Here is a 20,000-nt window from a genome sequence, read left to right as displayed (position 1 = left end):
ATCGGTAAATCGTTTAATCGGTTCCGCTTTTACGATTAAACGATACATCAAATTAACAGTTCAACAAATAAACGATTAAACATAATGATAGATATCTCTCAAAAAGAAGTTTGGTTTGTAGTAGGAAGCCAGGAATTATACGGACCGGAAACCTTAAGATTAGTTGCGGAACATGCTGCAATAATGGCAAAAGGTTTAGATGCTTCATCACAGATTCCGGTAAGAATTGTTTGCAAAGACACTTTAAAATCGCCTAAGCAAATTTTAGATTTATGTTTAGAAGCAAACTCTGCTAAAAACTGTATCGGTCTTATTGCCTGGATGCATACGTTTTCTCCGGCAAAAATGTGGATTGGCGGATTAAGTATTTTAAAGAAACCATTGTGCCACTTACACACACAATACAACGCTGAAATTCCGTGGGGAACTATCGACATGGATTTCATGAACCTGAATCAATCGGCACACGGAGATCGTGAGTTTGGTTTTATCATGTCCAGAATGCGTAAAAAACGTAAAGTAGTGGTCGGGCATTGGGAAGATCCTCGTGTTTTAAACAAACTAGGAGTTTGGACAAGAGTTGCTTTGGGTTGGGATGAACTTCAAAATTTAAAAGTAGCCCGTATTGGAGACAATATGCGTGAAGTTGCTGTTACGGAAGGTGATAAAGTGGAGGCTCAAATTCGTTTTGGAATGTCGGTCAATGGATATGATTCTTCAGATGTCACCAAACATATTGAGAAAGTTACAGACCAACAATTAAACGATTTATTAGCAGTTTACGAATCATCTTATTCTTTAACTGATTCTTTAAAAGAAGGTGGAGCGCAAAGAAGCTCATTAGTTGAAGCGGCAAAAATAGAATTAGGTTTAAGAGCTTTCCTTGAAGAAGGAGGTTTTGGAGCCTTTACAGATACATTTGAAAATCTTGGGGTTTGGAAACAACTTCCGGGAATTGCTACACAAAGATTAATGGCCGATGGTTATGGTTTTGGTGGTGAAGGCGATTGGAAAACCGCTGCAATGGTTCGTGCCTTAAAAGTAATGAATGTAGGTCTTGAAGGAGGAACTTCTTTCATGGAAGATTATACGTATCATTTTACACCACAAAAATCGTATGTTTTAGGATCTCACATGTTAGAAATTTGTCCGTCTATTGCAGATGCAAAACCTTCATGCGAAGTACATCCTTTAGGAATTGGAGGAAAAGAAGATCCTGCACGTTTGGTGTTTAATTCACCTGCCGGAGATGCAATCAATGTGTCTTTGGTTGATATGGGGAATCGTTTCCGTTTGATCGTGAATGAAGTGGAAGCCATTAAACCTTTAGCTGAATTACCAAAATTACCGGTAGCAAGAGTTTTATGGGATTGTAAACCAAACCTGGATATTGCTGCAACTGCCTGGATTCTTGCCGGAGGAGCACATCATACCGTTTACAGCCAGGCCATCACAACAGAATACATGGAAGATTTTGCCGATATCGCCGGAATCGAATTATTGGTTATTGACGAAAAAACTACCGTAAGGGACTTTAAAGATAAGATCAATGCAAATGAAGCTTACTATCATTTGTTTCAACACGGACTTTAGTTGAAGGTACAAAGGTACAAAGAGGCAAAGGCTTTTATTTTGATTTATAATTGCTACTTTTAACTTTTAACATCTAACATTTAACCAATTAAAATATTATTTATGAATGTATTAAAACGTTGTCTTTTTGGAATCAGCCTTATGAGTTTGGCCGCAATTTCAGTTCAATGCAAAAGCGATAAAAAAATGGATGCTACAACAGTTTCTTCAGATGAAAAAGCTAAGGTTACAATCGAAAAATCTTCTTACGGAACAACTGCTAAAGGAGAAAAAGTAGACAGTTATAAGTTAAAAAACCAAAAAGGGATGGAAGTTGACATCATCACTTTTGGAGGAAGAATTACAGATTTGAAAGTGCCAAATAAAGATGGTGTTTCTGAAAATGTAGTAATCGGATTTAATTCTTTGGCACAATACGAAAAAGAAAATCCATTCTTTGGAGCTCTTATCGGAAGATACGGAAACCGAATTGCGAAAGGGAAATTTTCGCTTGACGGAAAGGATTATCAATTAGCAATCAATAATGCACCAAATGCTTTACACGGTGGTCCACAAGGATATTTTAACGTTGTATGGAAAGCTGAAGAAGCAAAATCCGGAACATCAGCTACATTGAAATTATCGTATTTAAGTAAAGATATGGAAGAAGGTTATCCAGGAAATTTACAAGTTTACGTAACCTATACATTGACGAATGATAACGAATTAGAAGTACTTTACGAAGCGACGACTGATAAGAAAACAGTGGTGAATTTGACACAACATTCTTATTTCAATTTATCGGGAGATTTTACAAAAACAATCTTAGATCATGAATTGACTTTAAATGCTGATAAATTAGTTCCGGTTGACGCGACTTTAATTCCAACAGGAAAATTAGAAGATGTGGCCAATACACCTTTCGATTTCAGAAAGCCAAAATTAATTGGAAAAGACATCGAAGCGAAAAACGAACAATTAGAAAGAGGAAAAGGATACGATCACTGCTGGGTATTGAACAATCCTGAAAAAGGAAAAACAATCATCGCAAAAGTATACCACGCTGCAAGTGGAAGAGTGTTGGAAATGACAACTGACGAACCTGGAATTCAGTTTTACTCCGGAAATTTCCTTGACGGAACTTTACCAACACCGAAAGGCGGAACTTTTGGACACAGAAGCGGACTTTGTTTGGAAACAGAACATTATCCGGATGCTCCAAACCAGAAAAATTTCCCAACAACAGTTTTAAACCCGGGAGAAAATTATAAAACTAAAACTGTTTTTAAATTCTCAGTGAAAAAATAGTTTTAGAATTTGTTTAGTAAATTAGTAATTCTCTAAGAAACCCCGAAAGTGATGCTTTCGGGTTTTTTTATTTGTAAATATTAAAAGCGTTTCAGTTTGTAATGATTTTGTTAATTTGTTGAATTATTTTTTACATTTACGTAATAACGATAACAAAATATCTTTCTTTATGAAAAAACCAATTAAATTATTGCTTCTTTTAGTAGCCTGTTCCGTATGTGCAACAGGAAGTGCTCAGGTCCAGATGAATTTTAAATTTGATACGCCTTATGGTAAAAATACCGCTGTTGGAAAATTTGCTGAAATCAATGGAGCTAAAATCTATTATGAAGAATATGGAAAAGGAGAACCTTTGTTATTGATTCACGGAAATGGAGGAAGTATTGAATCGATGGGAAATCAAATCGATTATTTTAAAAGTAAATACAGAGTTATTGTTGCTGATAGTAGAGGGCAAGGTAAATCCGAGTTGAAAACGGATTCTTTGACATACGTTCAGATTACAAAAGATACAGAGGAATTAGTTAATAAGTTAAAATTAGATTCGATAAGTATTATTGGGTGGAGTGATGGTGGAATTGTGGGTTTACAAATGGGTGTTTCAGGTAAGTCAAAAATAAAGAAAATTGTAGCGATGGGAGCCAATTTAAGACCTGATGCTACAGCTGTTAATTCTTGGGCGACAAACGATGTTCAGAACATTAGAAAAATGATTGTGTCAAAAATTAAAGAAAAAGATACTAGTGAAAATTGGGATTTACAAAAACAACTTGCCGGACTTTTGATATATCAACCTAGTATTCTAACCAAAGATTTATCAAAAATTAAAGCAAAAGTACTTGTAATAGCTGGAGATAGAGATGTAATCAGAAATGAGCATACGGTTGAAATTTTCGAAAATATACCTAAAGCACAACTGTGCATTATGCCTGGAGAAACCCATTTTGCACCAGCTTCAAGTCCGGAAGTATTTAATGCAATAGCAAATAAGTTTTTATCAGAACCGTTTAAAAGACCCGATTCGGATTGGACTAAATGGGGTAAATAATGGTAAACTCAAAGTTTTATTAGTTTACGGGTTCTCTAAAAACTTCGAAAGGAAAATTTTTTGGATTTTTTTATTCTTAGTTGCAACTTAATTTAAGTAGTTTTTTAATCGCGCAAAGTCGCAGATACGCAAAGAAAATAAAGAAAGCTTAAAAAACTTTGCGACTTTGCGTATCTGCGACTTTGCGCGATTAATTCATTTTGCAGCTTATAAAAATCTTAATTTAGCAAGAGAAAACGAAAACAAAATGAAACATCTATTCAAAGCAGAAGCAAAATGGACTTCCAGACAAAATCAGGAAGATTCAACGAAGCGATTCTATAACAAAAGTCATCAAATTAAAATTGAAGGAAAACCTGTTTTAAATGTTTCGGCAGCGAAAGCATTCAAAGGTGATCCGGAATTATACAATCCTGAGGATTTGTTGTTGAGCAGTTTGGTTTCGTGCCATATGATGTCCTATTTATATGTCTGTTCTCAAAACGAAATAAAAGTTCTCGAATATTCAGATAACGCCGAAGCAACCCTCGAAGTTTCTCCAGATGGAAGCGGACGTTTTACAGAAGTTCGATTAAAACCAAAAGTAAAAATCTCAAATCCAGACCAAATTGAACTTGCTTTAAATTTACATTTTAAAGCAAATCAATTGTGTTTTATTGCTAATTCATGCAATTTTCCTGTTTTTCATGAGGCGAGTTGTGAGGTGATTTAAATCTATAAAGGCAAAGATTTTGTTTGAATGTTTCTGTTCAAGAAAATATTTTCGGATTTTTCAATATTTTTTTTATCACCACTATATACGTATGTATCAGACGATATCAGTTGTATATAAAAAAGGACAGATTGTCTTTATTGCTTTTGTGTTTTAATTATTTACTTTGCATTACCAACCCATGATCTTTACCAGAATGACTACATCAAATTCGCCACTTATATGTATTTCAGATGTTCCGGCCAACTTTGCAAGATACGTCGGATGGCGATCAGTGTGTTCAAATGCTTCCATTATACATGCTTCGGGTAATTTTTCAGGAATATTTGAAGCGTTAAATCTGAACCTGCCTTTAAGATGAAGGTAACCTCCTTGTAGTTTCTCAACATTTGTAAGTGTTACAAATGTACTACTGTCACGAAAGTCCTCATTTGTATCATAAAACAGGGGATAAAATTGAGAACTAAATTGATCTTTGTGATTTTTGCCGTCATTGAATGTAAACATTCCAAGGATACTTCCTTGTTGTTCCGACCGTGAATTAAGGTCGAGCGGAAACATTCCGGTCGACAGAGACGCACCATTTAAGTCATTAAAACCAACAGAGAAAAGCTGGATAACATTATTTTCGATACTCAAATAACCAATGTTTACATTCTCGCCCACTGCTTTGAAGGTGCCGCCCTTGTCTCCGGAAACAGTACATTTTACAAAGTTGTCTTTTTCATCTTGATTAACATTGCTAGGCGATTTGTTGATATCATCATTACTGCATGCTATCAATAAAAATGAAAGCACAACTGCGCTCAGATAAGATGAAACCTTCATGATTTTGTTTTTCTTTTTCATAACTTTTGTTAATTAGTAAAAAAATATTTTAGTTTTACGATTTCCATTTTGCGTTTTTTTTCTTGCAGCATACAGAGCTAGTATATCCATTGTAATTTTCATTTAAATTCACGTAAAATAGGATATGGATATTGCTTTTTTCAATGCATACAAAGATGTTGACATCTATTACTGCTTTATAAAGTTTTCATTTTTCCTAAAGATGAGTTTCGTTTGTTAAAAAAAATTTATGTCAAAAGTAAGAAATATTTACTTGTTTATAAAATTATTCTTATAAAATAGCTTTTGTTAAAATAATTTTAGGTATATAAGTCTTATGTTTTGTTATTTTTTGGAAGAACACAAATATTTGGTTTTCCAAGTCAGAAAGGGGGCGTATAAAACCAGAATTGCGTGGTTGTCTCCACAAATAATGATTCCATCGTAGAGCTATGTAAAAAGAGATAAAAAGTCAGCAATCTCACTTAGTAAGTCAATAGAAGTGATCGATCTGTCAGTTGAAATAAAAGAAGATTGAAGGATGTATAAAATATAAGGATGGTAATAGAAATTTGAGTAATCCAGGATGTTATAAATCTAATTAATTAATAAAAAAGATTGAATATTAAGGATTTAAAGGTTTTAAAAAATAAAAACCTCTGAAAATCAATTGATTTCAGAGGTTTTAAGTACCCGGAGCCGGAGTCGAACCGGCACGGTTTCCCACAGGTGTTTGAGACCAGCGCGTCTACCAATTCCGCCATCCGGGCTTAGCAGACGAAAAAATAACGAATTAATCAATTATTTTAACGCAATAGAATAAGTAATTATGACGTCATAATTGTGCTTATTCCTTTAACACGGTGCAAATGTAAAAAATAAAATTAAATGAACTACTAAAAATACTTAAATTTTTCCTTTCAGTGTCCAATAAATTTTCTAAATTTGCACCTCGTTAAAACGAAGCACACACAACTAACTACACCCGAGGCATTTATACTGGTTTTGCTTTACTTAAAAATATAAAGCCGAATCGTGCAGAGCGCAGCGGAGCAAAAACAACAAATTATAATGTCGCACCTAGAACCAGAAGCTAAAATTTTTGCTTGTTCACAAAGTGTTTATCTTGCAGAAAAAATTGCAGAACAATACGGAATTCCGTTAGGAAAAGTAACGATGTCAACGTACAGTGATGGAGAATTTCAACCATCTTACGAAGAATCAATAAGAGGATTACGCGTTTTTATCGTGTGTTCAACTTTTCCAACTGCTGATAATTTGATGGAATTGTTACTAATGATTGATGCGGCAAAACGTGCATCAGCCAGACACATTACAGCTGTTATGCCTTATTTTGGTTGGGCAAGACAAGATAGAAAAGACAAACCAAGAGTTCCAATTGGAGCAAAATTAGTAGCTAATTTATTAGATGCTGCCGGAGCGACAAGAGTAATGACAATGGATTTGCACGCAGATCAAATTCAGGGGTTTTTCGAAAAACCAGTAGATCATTTATTTGCATCTACGATCTTTTTACCATACGTAAAAAGTTTAAATTTAGACAATTTAACCATTGCATCTCCAGATATGGGAGGTTCAAAAAGAGCATATGCTTACTCTAAGTTTCTCGAATCAGATGTAGTAATCTGTTACAAACAAAGAAAAGCTGCCAACGTTATCGACACTATGGAGCTAATAGGTGAAGTAAAAGGACGTAACGTAATATTAGTAGACGACATGATCGATACTGGTGGAACATTAGCGAAAGCAGCAGATTTAATGATCGAAAAAGGAGCATTAAGTGTTAGAGCAATTTGTACTCACGCCATTTTATCAGGTGACGCATACGAAAAAATCGAAAACTCAAAATTAAGCGAGTTAATAGTTACTGATTCTATTCCATTAAAGAAAGAATCAAAGAAAATCAGAGTAGTGAGTTGTGCACCTCTTTTTGCTGAAGTTATGCACATGGTGCACCACAACAATTCCATCAGTGGAAAATTTATAATGTAGTCATTGCGACATAACATTATATAAAGCAGAATATTTATTAATAACTATATTTTTTTACAATGAAATCGATTACAATTAAAGGATCAGAAAGAGAAAGCGTGGGCAAAGTGTCAACTAAAGCCTTACGTAATGCTGGAGCGGTTCCTTGCGTGTTATACGGAGGAAATCAGGCAGTACATTTCTCAGCGGAGGCTGCGGCATTCAAAAACTTGGTTTACACTCCAAACGCACACACAGTTGTGATTGAGCTTGGAAAAGGAAAATCATTCAATGCAATTTTGCAAGACATTCAGGTTCACCCGGTATCTGATAAAATTTTACACATTGACTTCTTTCAATTATTTGATGACAAAGAAATCACTATGGAAGTTCCTGTAAAAGTTGTTGGTACATCAAAAGGTGTTCTTGCAGGTGGTGTTTTACGTTTAAACACTCGTAAATTAAAAGTTAAAGCTTTACCTAAAGATCTTCCTGATTTTGTTGAAGCTGACATTACTCCACTTGAAATGGGTAACAAATTATACGTTACTAAAGTAGGTTCTCCGGAATACAAAGTAATGCACCCTGAAAACACAGTTGTTGCTCAGGTAAGAATTTCTCGTGCTGCTATGAAAGCTGCTCAAGAAGCTGCAAAAGCTGCAAAAGCTCCTGCAAAAGGAAAGAAAAAATAATTTTTTTCAAATTCAATACAAAAAGCATCAATCGAAAGATTGGTGCTTTTTTTTTGTTTATAGAGGGACAAAGGCTCAGAGGTTCAAAGGGGCAAAAAAAGCAAAGTCTGCAGTCTGGCGAAATAAGGATAACACTACCAAGTAAAAAAATTCGCGTCATCAGCGTGCGATTCTTAACGATCTTACCTTAAAACATTTCCTTGGCGCTCTTTGCGAAAAACCTTTTGCGTTCTTTGCGGTTAAATAACAATACAATTCAAATTATCTAATTGACACATTTTCTAATTACCAAATTAACCCTATTTTTGCAAACATGATAAAATGGATAACAAAACTGTTTTCATCACCACAAAAAGAAGAGAACATAGACAGTATGAAAAAATATTTAATCGTAGGACTTGGTAATATTGGTGCCGAATACGTAAATACAAGACATAATATAGGATTCAAAGTCCTGGATTTTTTAGCTAAAAAAGAAGGGCTTTCATTTGAAACCGTAAAATTGGGTGCTTTGGCGGAATATAAATTCAAAGGAAGAACCTTTTTTCTGCTTAAGCCTAACACCTACATGAATTTAAGTGGCAAGGCAGTAAAATACTGGATGGACAAAGAAAATATACCTTTAGAGAATATTTTGGTCATTACAGACGATTTAAACCTCTCATTTGGAACTATCCGAATCAAACCAAAAGGAAGCGACGGAGGTCATAACGGACTGAAGAACATCAACCTGGTTTTGAATACGCAAAACTACACTCGTTTTAGATTTGGAATCAGTGATCAGTTCAAAAAAGGCCAACAAGTAGATTATGTTTTGGGCGATTGGGACGAAGAAGAAAAGGCGAAATTACCCGAGCGTTTAGAAGTTTCTTCAGAAATTATTAAATCTTTTGGAACCGCCGGATTAGAAAATACGATGACAACATTTAATGGAAAGTAAAGAATTACAGTTGTTTAACTGTTAAATAATCAAATTATCAGTTAATTAAATCGAATTATAACGAAATAGTATTTTCTATTCCAAAGTTAAATGTCTAAATTTGAAATAAATTATTATAAATCATAAAATCATAATATCATGGCTTTTGAATTACCACAATTACCTTATGCATATGATGCATTAGAACCACATATTGATGCTCGTACAATGGAAATCCATTATACAAAACACCACAATGCCTATACTACAAATCTTAACGCTGCAATTGCAGGAACAGATTTAGAAGGGAAAACAATAGAAAATATCTTAATCAACCTGGATAAGTCTAACGCTGCAGTTCGCAACAACGGTGGGGGTTATTACAACCACAATTTGTTCTGGACAGTAATGTCTCCAGATGGTGGCGGATTGCCAACAGGTGATTTATTAGCAGCTATCGAAGCTTCTTTTGGAACTTTTGAAGAGTTTAAAGCAAAATTTGCTAAAGCTGGTGCAACACAATTCGGTTCAGGATGGGCTTGGTTAACAGTGCAAAAAGGGGGTAAGCTAGAAGTTGTAGGTACTCCAAATCAGGATAATCCATTAATGCCGGAAGTTGCTGGTAACGGTGGAACTCCAATCTTAGGAATGGATGTTTGGGAGCACGCTTACTACTTAAACTACCAAAACAGAAGACCAGATTATATTGAAGCTTTCTTCAGTGTGATTAACTGGACAGAAGTGGCAAGAAGATTTGCTTTAGACAAATAGTCGATTCAAAGAGAATAGAAAAATAGAAAAAAGACGAATGACCTAACAGTTATTCGTCTTTTTTTTTGTCTCTGCATTTTATCTTTATTCCATCCTCTTTGTTCTATTCTCTGTAAAAATAAAAAAGGTGGAATTTCTTCCACCTTTTTTGCCCCAAATCTACCATATACTTAACCTACTAATGTTATGGTGTAGTAAATATAAGATAGCTGTTTCTATGTAAAAAACTTTCTAGACGAATGGTAAATATATCCGATTAAGTGAGTGTAAAATCCTACTTTAGAAATAGTTGACTTTATTCCAATAAAAAAGGTGGAATTGCTTCCACCCTTTTTGCCCCAAATCTACCATAAACTTAACCTACTAATGTTATGGTATTTCAAAAGTATTGTAGCTTTTCATTTTTACCAAACATATAGGATGAACGGCAAAAAAAACCGATGAAATGCACAAATTAACCTTTTGTTAGTATTTTATTAATATGCTCTGGCATCTTTTCCTTCGTAAAAATTCATGAAAGCTCTGTTTACCACACGATTTCCTCCTGGAGTAGGATAGTCTCCGGTAAAGTACCAGTCTCCCAAATTTTTCGGACACGCAATATGCAAGTCTTCTACTTTCTGGAAAATGATTTTTACTTCAGCGTTAATTTCAGGAGAACTCAACATTTCAGCAATTTTATCTGACACTTCCTCTGGAGTAAACTGATCGTAAATGGCAGTTACATAATTCACAACATCACTATCCGGATAGTTTTCCTGTGCTTTACATTTTGCATAAACTTCATCAACAATATGATATAAATTTCTTTCTTTTAATAAAGCCAAAGCTGCTCTAAAAGCAACAAGACCTTCCAGTTTCGCCATGTCAATTCCGTAACAATCAGGATAACGAATTTGTGGTGCTGATGAAACGATTACGATACGTTTAGGATTTAAACGATCCATCATTTTTATGATACTCATTTTAAGCGTTGTACCGCGAACAATACTATCATCGATAATAACCAGATTGTCAGTTGGCTTGATCACGCCATAAGTTACGTCATAGACATGAGCTACTAAATCATCACGGCTGCTATCTTCAGTAATAAAGGTTCTAAGTTTAGCATCTTTAATCGCTACTTTTTCCGTACGGATTTTTACAGCTAATAATTCTTGTAAAGTTTCAGCTGTAAGGGTATTTCTATTGGCTAAAATATAATTGTTTTTTCTCTGATTTAAGAAATCCTGAGCGGCTTCGACTAAACCATAAAATGAAGTTTCGGCTGTATTAGGGATATAAGAGAAAACAGTATTATCTGTGTCGCTGTCAATTGATTTCAAAACGGCAGGTAAAATTAATTTTCCTAAGTTTTTACGTTCCTGATAGATTTCGGCATCACTACCTCTTGAGAAATAAATTCTTTCAAAAGAACAAGCTTTCTTAACTGTTGGTTCTAAAATTTGTTCCATCGAAACTTTTCCGCTTTTCTTAATAATTAAAGCATTTCCTGGTTCAATTTCCTGAACGCTTTCAAAAGGTACATTAAATACAGTTTGAATAACAGGTCTTTCAGAAGCTACCACTACCACTTCATCATCCTGATAAAAATAAGCCGGACGAATTCCTGCAGGATCTCTAAAAACAAAAGCGTCACCATGACCTAATAATCCGGCCATTGCGTAACCTCCGTCTAAATTTTTAGCAGAGCGGGTTAATATTTTTGCAATATCCAGTCGGTCTGCAATTACAGGCGAAGCTTCTCTTTTAGAATAACCTTCCAGTTTGCAGTCCTGATAGAGCTGCATTACTTCTTTGTCAAGAAAATGCCCTATTTTTTCCATAACCGTCACAGTGTCGGCCATTTCTTTTGGATGTTGTCCAAGTTCAACCAGGTTTTCGAAAAGTTCCTTAACATTAGTCATGTTAAAGTTACCTGCCAAAATTAGATTACGGTGCATCCAGTTACTCTGACGTAAAAATGGATGAACACTTTCGATACTGTTTTTACCAAAAGTTCCGTAACGAACGTGTCCTAAAAATAATTCACCTATATAAGGAATGTTTGCTTTTTGTTTGGCAACATCATTTGCGTACTCAGGATGAGAGGTCATCTCTTCGTTGATACGTTCATTGATTTGTTTAAAAACGTCCTGGATGGGTTGTGCATGATTCGAACGAACCCTGCTAATATAACGTTCGCCAGGCTGAACATCTAATTTGATGCTTGCAAAACCAGCACCATCCTGACCACGGTTGTGCTGCTTCTCCATCATTAGGTACATTTTTTGTATCCCGTAAAAAGCAGTTCCGTATTTTTCTTTGTAATATTCAAGCGGTTTAAGAAGTCTAACTAAGGCTATACCACATTCGTGTTTTAAAGCGTCGCTCATTTTTTTTTGTATTTTGTGTTGTTGTAAGTTGTGTGTATTAACGTAATAAAAAAGCCCCGTTATTAGCGAGGCTTTCGGGCATTATATTTCTATGTCAAACTGAGTTAACGACTTAAACTGTTGTAATCGAATCGCTACTTCTGCTTTGCTTAAGGTTTCCATCCTTTCAGTTCCAAATTTCTCTACACAAAATGAAGCTAAATTAGATCCGTATATTATTGCGTTTTTCATATTGTTAAACGAAATGTTTTTGCTTTGTGCAATAAATCCTGAAAAACCACCTGCAAAAGTGTCTCCTGCTCCAGTAGGATCAAAAACATCTTCTAGCGGTAATGCCGGTGCAAAGAATACTTCTCTGTTATGGAATAAAAGCGCTCCGTGTTCTCCTTTTTTGATTACCACATATTTTGGTCCCAATTCCTGGATTTTGTTAGCCGCTTTTACTAATGAATATTCACCTGAAAGTTGTCTTGCTTCTTCGTCATTGATTGTGATCACGTCTACACGTTTAATTACCTCAAGTAATTCCGGTAAAGCGCAGTCCATCCAAAAGTTCATAGTATCTAAAACTACTAATTTTGGTTTTTTCTCCATTTGGTCCAAAACACTGCTTTGTACTAACGGATGTAAGTTTCCTAACATTACGACATCAGCATCTTTATAATTTTGAGGAACTTTTGGTTGAAAATCAGCCAAAACATTTAATTCCGTTACAAGAGTGTCTCTTGAATTTAGATCATTGTGGTATAAACCGCTCCAGAAAAAGGTTTTTCCGCCTTTTACAATTTCGATACCTGAGATATCAATATTTTTTGAAGTTAAAAGATCTAAATGTTCTTGAGGAAAATCGTCGCCAACTACAGAAACAATGGCCGATTGTAAGTTAAAAAATGAAGCTGATAAACCAATATACGTTGCAGCACCACCTAAAATTTTATCTGTTTTTCCGAAAGGAGTTTCGATAGCGTCGAAAGCAACCGTTCCAACAATCAATAATTTATTCATTTTATGAATTTCGAATTAGGGTGCAAAGATACTTCATAAGTTGCAATATTGCAACGGTTTAGGTTCTCAAAATTTTCATAAAAAAAGAATATCGTTTGCGGGGCTAAAACTGTTGTAAATGAATGAATTAAATTTGATTCCTTTGAGTGCTTAAAATATGTTTTTTGGATGTAAAATGCAATATTTATTTTTGAAAAAAGCATCAATATTTTTGATTAGATTTGTTTAAATGTCAAATTTCATTTATGAAGAAAAGTCTAACCTTATTAATGTCTCTTTGTTTTTTGATTTCGTGTGAAAGAAAAGAACCAAATTTTTCTAAGGAAATGATTGAGAAATTAGCTATTGAAGATAAGGTTGATGGAAGTGTATTGCCATCAGTATATACTTTTGTAGACTTATATGTTTTAACAAATAATAAAGAAGTTCATTTAAGTAATAATAATGAATTGTTATTTTTTTATAAAGAATATTATTCGAAAACAATCAAATCATTTGAAGAATTTCTAAATGCTGTTTTAAATAAAGAATTTGTTTTAGACAAAGGTTTATTCAAAAATCCCGCTTATTTAAGAAGTTTTAAATTAAACCAAAAAACCGAAACGGAATATTCTGATTTAGGATTTGATAAATTTCTGAAAAAATATTCAAAATCGTCAAAAAGAAAAAATGAAATTGAACTCAATAAATCAAATCTAAAAGCGAACGAATATCTCACAGTAGTATATTTACTATTTATAAACAGATATGATGTAAGTTCAGATTGTTATCTTGGAATTGATTACATTAGAAAAAGAGAAGATTCTTTCAAATTAAGCTATAAATAATACTTTTTAAGAATTTCAGACTTTTTCTCTTCCCATCTTTCATTAAACTTTTCTAAAGACATCGTTCGAGATTTTTCAGCAGTTTGAATCCATTTTAGGAAATCTTTTTTAGATAATTTGCCGTTATTCGGATTGTTTTTCTTTTCAATCATAATCATTCAAATAATTCTACAATTGATACTTCTTATCAAAATAATTCTTCAAAACCCCAATCTGAATTAAAACCATAAACGGAACGACTAATAAAGCGTAAAGCACATTTGTAGAAAAATGAATTCCAGAAAATAGAGCAGAAGCTTTATCAGAATATGTTTTAGCTATTTCAAAATTAGAAATGTCGTTATTGAAGTAAATAGCATAAGCCGTTAAAGCAGCTAAACTGATGCCAATAAATATCCAGGTTGTTTTTGAAATTAAAGGTTTGTAGGCTTTGATTTTGCTTTTCTCTGCCACTAAAACCTGAGACATTATTTTTGAAGTAAAGTCGATCGATGGCGATTCCGGAGTATTTTCGCTCATCATTCTTTCAATCAGAGTTTCTATTTCTTTATCATTTTCTTTCATAACATTCTATTATTTCTGGTTCTAATTGCTTTTTCAAAATTACAGCTAATTTTTGTCGGCTTCTAAATAATTTTACCTTCACATTATTAGCATTGATGTTCATGATTTTTCCGATTTCTTCTAAATTCTGATCTTCAAAATAAAATAAAGTTAACAGGAAATTCTCTTCTCTCGGTAATAAATTCAAACAATTCTGAATCGTTTGCTTTCGTTCTTTATCTTCTAAAGCGCTCAAAGCATTATCCATCGTTTTGATCAAATGTGCTGAAAATTCATCTATTGAGATATTGTTGTCTTCTTTTTTGTTTTTTTTCAAACGATCTAAACACGTATTATAAGCTACTTTATAAATCCAGGTCGAAAATTTAGAATCGCCTTTAAACTTGCTCAAGGAATTATAGGCCTTGATAAAAGTATCTTGTGCAACCTCTTCGGCTTCTTCCCGGTTTTTGATCATTTTAAGAGCCAATGTAAAGATCATATCCTTATAACGATTAACCAGCACGGCAAATGCATTCGCGTCGCCTTGCAGAATTTTATCGATATAATGTTGATCGCTTATTGTGCTCATAATTGTATAGGACGACACATTCTGTGTTTAGGTTACAATGATTTTAAAATAAATTTCAAAATTCCAAATTCCAACTTCGAAAAAACAAATTTCAATTTTTATAGATTGTAATTAATGCTTGTCTTTGTCAAAGTTTAACCACAATCTTGTCATTTCGACGAAGGAGAAATCTTCGTAAGAAGCCCGACAAAGATTTGGCTTTTGTTGCGCGGAGTTACTCCTGGAGATTTCTCCTTCTTCGAAATGACAAAAATGCGCAAATCAGCTTTAAACTTGAGCTTTTGTAAAAACTCCTTGATATCATTGGTTTTAAACTTTGATAAAGATTGTTGTTTTCACTGAAAGAAAATTAAACTCAAAATTAACTGATATTCAGTAAGTTTTGGAATTTGGAATTTAAAATTTGGATTTATTTTAAAATCATTGTAACCTGAATTCAAAACATGTCGTCATATGGGTATCAATCAATTATAAAAAATAAAATTATGGGACCACAAATTTTAGTACCAATAAGTATGTTTCTGATGATCTTCGGAATTGTTTATCTTATTTACTCAACAAGAAACAGAGAGCGTCTTGCTCTTATAGAAAAGGGTGTTGATGCCAGTATCTTTTTAAAAGGAAGAACTAATGGGGTTCCAGCCTGGAAAATCCTTATTCTAAATACGGCTTTTCTTTTAATAGGTATTGGAGTTGGATTTTTTATTGCTTTATTCCTTACAACTTATACCAAACTGAATTCAGATGTTGTATACCCGGCAACAGTTATTATGATGTCCGGAGTTGGTTTGCTTGTAGGATTTCACAGAGCAAAGGATTTAGATAAAGAATAAAATCGTTTAAGTTAGTACCATTAACGATTATAACGCGTCAGTAACAAGTGTTTCTGACGCGTTTTTGTTTTATGATTTTGAACCTATGGTTTCGTAGTAAACATCTATAGACAAATTTTTCTGCATAGCTGCCATAACAGCCAGTTCATCGCAGCGTTCGTTTTGAGGATGATTGTTGTGTCCTTTAATCCATTTAAAATCGACCTGATGTTTGCGATAAATGATCAGGAAACGTTTCCATAAATCCGGATTTTTTTTACCCGTGTATCCTTTTTTTTCCCATCCAAAAACCCATTTTTTAACAACAGAATCAATTACGTATTTAGAATCTGAAACAACTAAAACTTTCATATTGGGCTTTTTTAGTTTTTCAAGTCCAACAATTACGGCTAAAAGCTCCATTCTGTTGTTTGTTGTCAGGCGGAAGCCTTCGTAAAATTCTTTTTTATGTGGAGTTCCAACCAATTCCATTACTACGCCATAACCTCCGTTTCCGGGATTTCCTTTTGCAGCGCCATCAGTATATATATGTACTTCGTAAGTCATTTATTTATTTTTACCATATAAGCAATATAAGTTGATTTAAATTTCGTCTTGTATTTCTTATGTATAATTTAAAAATTGATTTAAATTTTATTGTGTTTTTAAATCGTATCATTTTTAAGATTTAAAAGGCCCGACTTAAATTGTCTTATATTACTTATATGGTTTAGATTTTATTTTTTAATCTTCTAAAAGTCTTGAAATGATTTCCGGAAAATACTTTTGTTCCAGCTCATGAATCTTTTTGGCTACTGTTTCAGGGGTGTCGTCATCTGTCAGGGCTATATTTTTCTGAAAAATGATACCGCCTTCATCATAATGTTCGTTTACATAATGAATTGAAATTCCGGTTTCTTTCTCTTTATTATTAATGATTGCTCTGTGTATGTGCATGCCGTACATTCCTTTACCACCGTAATTAGGTAAAAGTGCAGGATGAATGTTGATTATTTTGTTTGGATATTTCTCGATTATATGGTCTGGAAATTTCAATAAGAAACCTGCCAGAACTATCATATCCGGATCGATTTCTTGTATTTTTCGTAAGACGTTTCTTTCTAATAATTCACTTTTTGAGAAGATTTCGGTTGAAATTTGATGATTTTTTGCTCTTTCGATGACTTTTGCCGAAGCATTATTCGTAAAAACAGAAACAACTTTTGCAATTTTAGTTTTAGCAAAATATTTTATAATGTTTTCAGCATTAGTCCCTGATCCTGAGGCAAAAACGATAATTTTTTTCATAATCGAATATAATTTGAGAATGCAAAAAACGGAATAAAAATCGAAAATAAATAGCTTTAAAACAGCTTTCTTGAAATTAATTTTATAAATTAGTGTTACATTTATAAACTAAATCGTGGTTTTAAAATAAAGTTTTTTATTTTTGCCAACAAATTAAATTCTAAAATTAAAGATTATGTCAGACATTGCATCAAGAGTAAAAGCGATTATCGTAGACAAATTAGGTGTTGACGAAAACGAAGTTGTAACAGAAGCAAGCTTCACTAATGATTTGGGAGCTGACTCATTAGACACTGTTGAGCTTATTATGGAATTCGAAAAAGAATTTGATATTCAAATTCCAGACGATCAAGCAGAAAACATTGCTACTGTTGGTCAAGCTATTTCTTATATCGAAGAAGCTAAAAAATAATAATACCGCACCCGATTTCTAAAAATACCAATTTTTGAAATTCCAAATTCCAATTGGAATTTGATTTTTTGATTTTTGAAATTTCTAAGAGTCGGGTGTTATTATTTTTTTAAAATTTAAATTTCGATTGGTTTTCAATCAAAAAGATATATTTATATTGTAATGCCCATGGCTCTTAAGTAAACAATACAGTTAAGAAAGCGTGGGTTTTATTTGTTTAAAGTACAAAATACATATTTATGACGTTAAAGCGAGTTGTTGTAACAGGATTAGGTGCTCTTACTCCGATTGGGAATAATATCCAGGATTACTGGGAGGCACTTGTGAATGGGGTTAGCGGAGCCGCTCCTATCACGTATTATGATACAGAGAAGCATAAAACGAAATTTGCCTGTGAAGTAAAAAACTTCAATATTGAAGATTACATGGATCGCAAGGAATCTCGAAGATTAGATAAATTCGCTCAATACGCTGTTGCTGCTAGTGACGAAGCTATTAAAGATGCAGGACTTACTGATGATAATATCGATAAAACAAGAGTTGGTGTTATCTGGGGAGCTGGAATTGGTGGTTTAGAAACTTTTCAGGATGAAGTTATTTATTATGCTAAAGGAGACGGAACACCAAAATTCAATCCGTTTTTTATTCCTAAAATGATTGCCGATATTGCACCAGCACACATCTCAATGCGAAATGGTTATATGGGGCCAAATTATACTACTGTTTCTGCATGTGCATCTTCTGCAAATGCATTAATCGATGCTTTCAACTACATTCGTTTAGGAATGTGTGATGTTATTGTGTCAGGAGGATCAGAAGCTGCAATTACTATTGCGGGTATGGGAGGTTTTAATTCTATGCACGCTTTATCAACAAGAAACGATAGCCCGGAAACGGCTTCAAGACCTTTTGATGCTACCAGAGATGGTTTTGTTTTAGGAGAAGGAGCAGGAGCTTTAGTTCTTGAAGAATACGAACATGCTAAAGCCAGAGGCGCAAAAATTTATTGCGAAGTTGGAGGAGGCGGAATGTCATCTGATGCTTATCACCTGACTGCACCACATCCGGAAGGAATTGGAGTTATTGCAGTAATGAAAAATACATTAAGAGATGCCGGAATGAAACCTGAGGATATTGATCATATCAATACTCACGGAACTTCTACTCCTTTAGGAGATGTTGCCGAATTAAAAGCGATTAGTGCTGTTTTTGGCGATCATGCAAAAAATATCAATATCAACTCTACGAAATCAATGACAGGACACTTACTTGGTGCTGCCGGTGCTATTGAAGCAATTGCTTCAATTTTAGCGATGCAACATGGAATAGTTCCTCCAACGATCAACCACACTGTAGTGGATGAAAACATTGATCCATCATTGAACCTGACCTTAAACAAACCTCAAAAAAGAGAGGTAAATGTTGCTATGAGTAACACTTTTGGTTTTGGAGGACACAATGCTTGCGTATTGTTTAAAAAATTAGTTGACTAATTTCTGTATATGAATATTATCAAAAAAATATTTTCAAAATCCCGTTCTCAAGAAGACGGGATTTTTTTTGACACTATTCAGAAAATACTTGGTTTTCAGCCTGCTACAATCGATTTTTATAAGAAAGCTTTTACGCATAGATCTTCAAATAAATTAGACGAATCGGGACATCCAATTAATTACGAACGTTTAGAGTTTTTGGGGGACGCTATGTTGAGTGCCGTAATTGCAGCACACTTATTTAATAAAGCACCAAATGGTGACGAAGGCTATTTGACCAAAATGCGTTCTAAGATTGTAAGCCGTGAGCATCTGAATGAATTGGGTAAAGATTTAAACCTGGTTCGTTTTGTAGAAAGCAAAGTACCTATTCAGCATTTTGGAGAAAATATTCATGGTAATATTTTCGAATCTCTTATTGGGGCTATCTATTTGGATAAAGGATATTCATTTTGCGAAAAATTTATTCAAAAACGAGTAGTTGCTCCTTATGTTGATATTGCACGACTTGAGGGCAAAGTAATTAGTTATAAAAGTTTGGTTATCGAATGGTGTCAGAAAGAAAAGAGGATCTTTCATTATGATATTTTTGAAGATAACGGTATTGACGGTCAGCGCTTATTTGGCGTAAAATTAAGTATAGACGATAAAGTAATCGCACGAGCGCGGGCAACTTCAAAAAAGAAGGCAGAAGAGAAAGCTTCACAAAGAGCTTATTTTGCGTTTCAGGAAAAAATAGACAAGAAATAGTACAAAATTGTTGTAACTATCTTAAAGCTATAACGTTTTCG

General features: G+C 33.8%; 21 protein-coding genes and 1 tRNA gene. 13 read left to right on the top strand and 9 right to left on the bottom strand.

Annotation, left to right across the window (positions count from 1 at the left end; genetic code table 11):
* Window positions 1–84 precede the first annotated feature (84 nt).
* From araA to ACQY44_RS12290, 4 genes are all read left to right on the top strand, one after another.
* Entirely contained in the window at window positions 85–1,593 is a 1,509-nt protein-coding gene (araA, locus tag ACQY44_RS12305) for an L-arabinose isomerase (RefSeq protein ID WP_428230637.1), read from the top strand.
* A 102-nt stretch (window positions 1,594–1,695) separates the two neighbouring features.
* Window positions 1,696–2,880, top strand: coding sequence for an aldose epimerase family protein (locus ACQY44_RS12300; RefSeq protein ID WP_428230636.1), 1,185 nt, complete (start codon window positions 1,696–1,698; stop codon window positions 2,878–2,880).
* Window positions 2,881–3,049: 169 nt separating this feature from the next.
* Window positions 3,050–3,928, top strand: coding sequence for an alpha/beta fold hydrolase (locus ACQY44_RS12295; RefSeq protein ID WP_428230635.1), 879 nt, complete (start codon window positions 3,050–3,052; stop codon window positions 3,926–3,928).
* A gap of 247 nt (window positions 3,929–4,175) precedes the next feature.
* The gene (locus ACQY44_RS12290; RefSeq protein WP_428230634.1) at window positions 4,176–4,640 is read left to right on the top strand and encodes an OsmC family protein; all 465 of its coding nucleotides are present in this window, start codon (window positions 4,176–4,178) and stop codon (window positions 4,638–4,640) included.
* Between the two features lie 171 nt (window positions 4,641–4,811).
* On the opposite strand, the gene ACQY44_RS12285 is transcribed toward ACQY44_RS12290, so the two are convergent.
* Both ACQY44_RS12285 and ACQY44_RS12280 read right to left on the bottom strand, forming a co-directional pair.
* Window positions 4,812–5,489, bottom strand: a complete 678-nt coding sequence (locus tag ACQY44_RS12285) for a hypothetical protein (protein ID WP_428230633.1) — start codon at window positions 5,487–5,489, stop codon at window positions 4,812–4,814.
* 669 nt (window positions 5,490–6,158) lie between these two features.
* Window positions 6,159–6,238, bottom strand: a tRNA-Leu gene (locus ACQY44_RS12280).
* A 301-nt stretch (window positions 6,239–6,539) separates the two neighbouring features.
* On the opposite strand from ACQY44_RS12280, the gene ACQY44_RS12275 reads away from it, so the two are divergent.
* The 4 genes from ACQY44_RS12275 (at window position 6,540) to ACQY44_RS12260 (ending at window position 9,842) form a co-directional block, all read left to right on the top strand.
* A complete protein-coding gene (locus ACQY44_RS12275) occupies window positions 6,540–7,481 on the top strand; it encodes a ribose-phosphate pyrophosphokinase (RefSeq protein ID WP_065451678.1) in 942 nt (313 codons plus the stop codon).
* 59 nt (window positions 7,482–7,540) lie between these two features.
* On the top strand, window positions 7,541–8,152 hold the full coding sequence (locus ACQY44_RS12270; RefSeq protein ID WP_127338171.1) for a 50S ribosomal protein L25/general stress protein Ctc: 612 nt from the start codon (window positions 7,541–7,543) through the stop codon (window positions 8,150–8,152).
* A gap of 313 nt (window positions 8,153–8,465) precedes the next feature.
* Complete coding sequence (gene pth, locus ACQY44_RS12265; protein WP_428230632.1) at window positions 8,466–9,092, top strand: aminoacyl-tRNA hydrolase; 627 nt, start codon at window positions 8,466–8,468, stop codon at window positions 9,090–9,092.
* A gap of 138 nt (window positions 9,093–9,230) precedes the next feature.
* A complete protein-coding gene (locus ACQY44_RS12260) occupies window positions 9,231–9,842 on the top strand; it encodes a superoxide dismutase (RefSeq protein WP_428230631.1) in 612 nt (203 codons plus the stop codon).
* A 476-nt stretch (window positions 9,843–10,318) separates the two neighbouring features.
* Here the strand turns inward: ACQY44_RS12260 and ACQY44_RS12255 are convergent, their stop codons facing one another.
* Window positions 10,319–12,217 (bottom strand): amidophosphoribosyltransferase, encoded by a 1,899-nt coding sequence (locus ACQY44_RS12255; RefSeq protein ID WP_428230630.1) that lies wholly within the window; start codon window positions 12,215–12,217, stop codon window positions 10,319–10,321.
* Between the two features lie 81 nt (window positions 12,218–12,298).
* Entirely contained in the window at window positions 12,299–13,222 is a 924-nt protein-coding gene (locus tag ACQY44_RS12250; protein WP_428230629.1) for a PfkB family carbohydrate kinase, read from the bottom strand.
* Between the two features lie 245 nt (window positions 13,223–13,467).
* On the opposite strand from ACQY44_RS12250, the gene ACQY44_RS12245 reads away from it, so the two are divergent.
* Window positions 13,468–14,049 (top strand): hypothetical protein, encoded by a 582-nt coding sequence (locus tag ACQY44_RS12245; protein WP_428230628.1) that lies wholly within the window; start codon window positions 13,468–13,470, stop codon window positions 14,047–14,049.
* Here the strand turns inward: ACQY44_RS12245 and ACQY44_RS12240 are convergent.
* From ACQY44_RS12240 to ACQY44_RS12230, 3 genes are read right to left on the bottom strand one after another with little or no spacing between them, the layout of a single operon-like run.
* Window positions 14,040–14,207 carry a hypothetical protein gene (locus ACQY44_RS12240; RefSeq protein ID WP_428230627.1) on the bottom strand — a complete coding sequence of 56 codons (168 nt, stop codon included), beginning with the start codon at window positions 14,205–14,207 and terminating at the stop codon, window positions 14,040–14,042. The two genes, ACQY44_RS12245 and ACQY44_RS12240, sit on opposite strands and share 10 nt — an antisense overlap.
* A 10-nt stretch (window positions 14,208–14,217) precedes the next feature.
* Window positions 14,218–14,613: a hypothetical protein gene (locus tag ACQY44_RS12235; protein WP_428230626.1), complete on the bottom strand. Its 396-nt coding sequence runs from the start codon at window positions 14,611–14,613 to the stop codon at window positions 14,218–14,220.
* The gene (locus tag ACQY44_RS12230; RefSeq protein ID WP_428230625.1) at window positions 14,600–15,184 is read right to left on the bottom strand and encodes an RNA polymerase sigma factor; all 585 of its coding nucleotides are present in this window, start codon (window positions 15,182–15,184) and stop codon (window positions 14,600–14,602) included. The genes ACQY44_RS12235 and ACQY44_RS12230 overlap by 14 nt, the downstream gene beginning before the upstream one ends.
* A gap of 485 nt (window positions 15,185–15,669) precedes the next feature.
* Here ACQY44_RS12230 and ACQY44_RS12225 point away from each other — a divergent pair, with 485 nt between their 5' ends.
* Window positions 15,670–16,017, top strand: coding sequence for a DUF6249 domain-containing protein (locus ACQY44_RS12225; protein ID WP_428230624.1), 348 nt, complete (start codon window positions 15,670–15,672; stop codon window positions 16,015–16,017).
* Between the two features lie 69 nt (window positions 16,018–16,086).
* On the opposite strand, the gene rnhA is transcribed toward ACQY44_RS12225, so the two are convergent.
* Window positions 16,087–16,563: a ribonuclease HI gene (gene rnhA / locus ACQY44_RS12220; protein WP_428230623.1), complete on the bottom strand. Its 477-nt coding sequence runs from the start codon at window positions 16,561–16,563 to the stop codon at window positions 16,087–16,089.
* A 177-nt stretch (window positions 16,564–16,740) separates the two neighbouring features.
* Window positions 16,741–17,304 (bottom strand): phosphoribosylglycinamide formyltransferase, encoded by a 564-nt coding sequence (gene purN / locus ACQY44_RS12215; RefSeq protein WP_428230622.1) that lies wholly within the window; start codon window positions 17,302–17,304, stop codon window positions 16,741–16,743.
* Window positions 17,305–17,479: 175 nt separating this feature from the next.
* Between purN and ACQY44_RS12210 the strand changes: the two genes are divergently transcribed.
* From ACQY44_RS12210 to rnc, 3 genes are all read left to right on the top strand, one after another.
* Window positions 17,480–17,716: an acyl carrier protein gene (locus ACQY44_RS12210; RefSeq protein WP_007137004.1), complete on the top strand. Its 237-nt coding sequence runs from the start codon at window positions 17,480–17,482 to the stop codon at window positions 17,714–17,716.
* 239 nt (window positions 17,717–17,955) lie between these two features.
* On the top strand, window positions 17,956–19,209 hold the full coding sequence (gene fabF / locus ACQY44_RS12205; RefSeq protein ID WP_428230621.1) for a beta-ketoacyl-ACP synthase II: 1,254 nt from the start codon (window positions 17,956–17,958) through the stop codon (window positions 19,207–19,209).
* A 9-nt stretch (window positions 19,210–19,218) separates the two neighbouring features.
* Complete coding sequence (rnc, locus tag ACQY44_RS12200) at window positions 19,219–19,959, top strand: ribonuclease III (RefSeq protein ID WP_428230620.1); 741 nt, start codon at window positions 19,219–19,221, stop codon at window positions 19,957–19,959.
* Window positions 19,960–20,000 lie beyond the last annotated feature (41 nt).

This window comes from Flavobacterium sp. (genome assembly GCF_965277525.1).
In the GTDB taxonomy this organism is placed as follows: Bacteria; Bacteroidota; Bacteroidia; order Flavobacteriales; family Flavobacteriaceae; genus Flavobacterium.
Note: the sequence above shows the minus strand (reverse complement) of the source record. Positions and strands in the feature narration are given on the sequence as shown.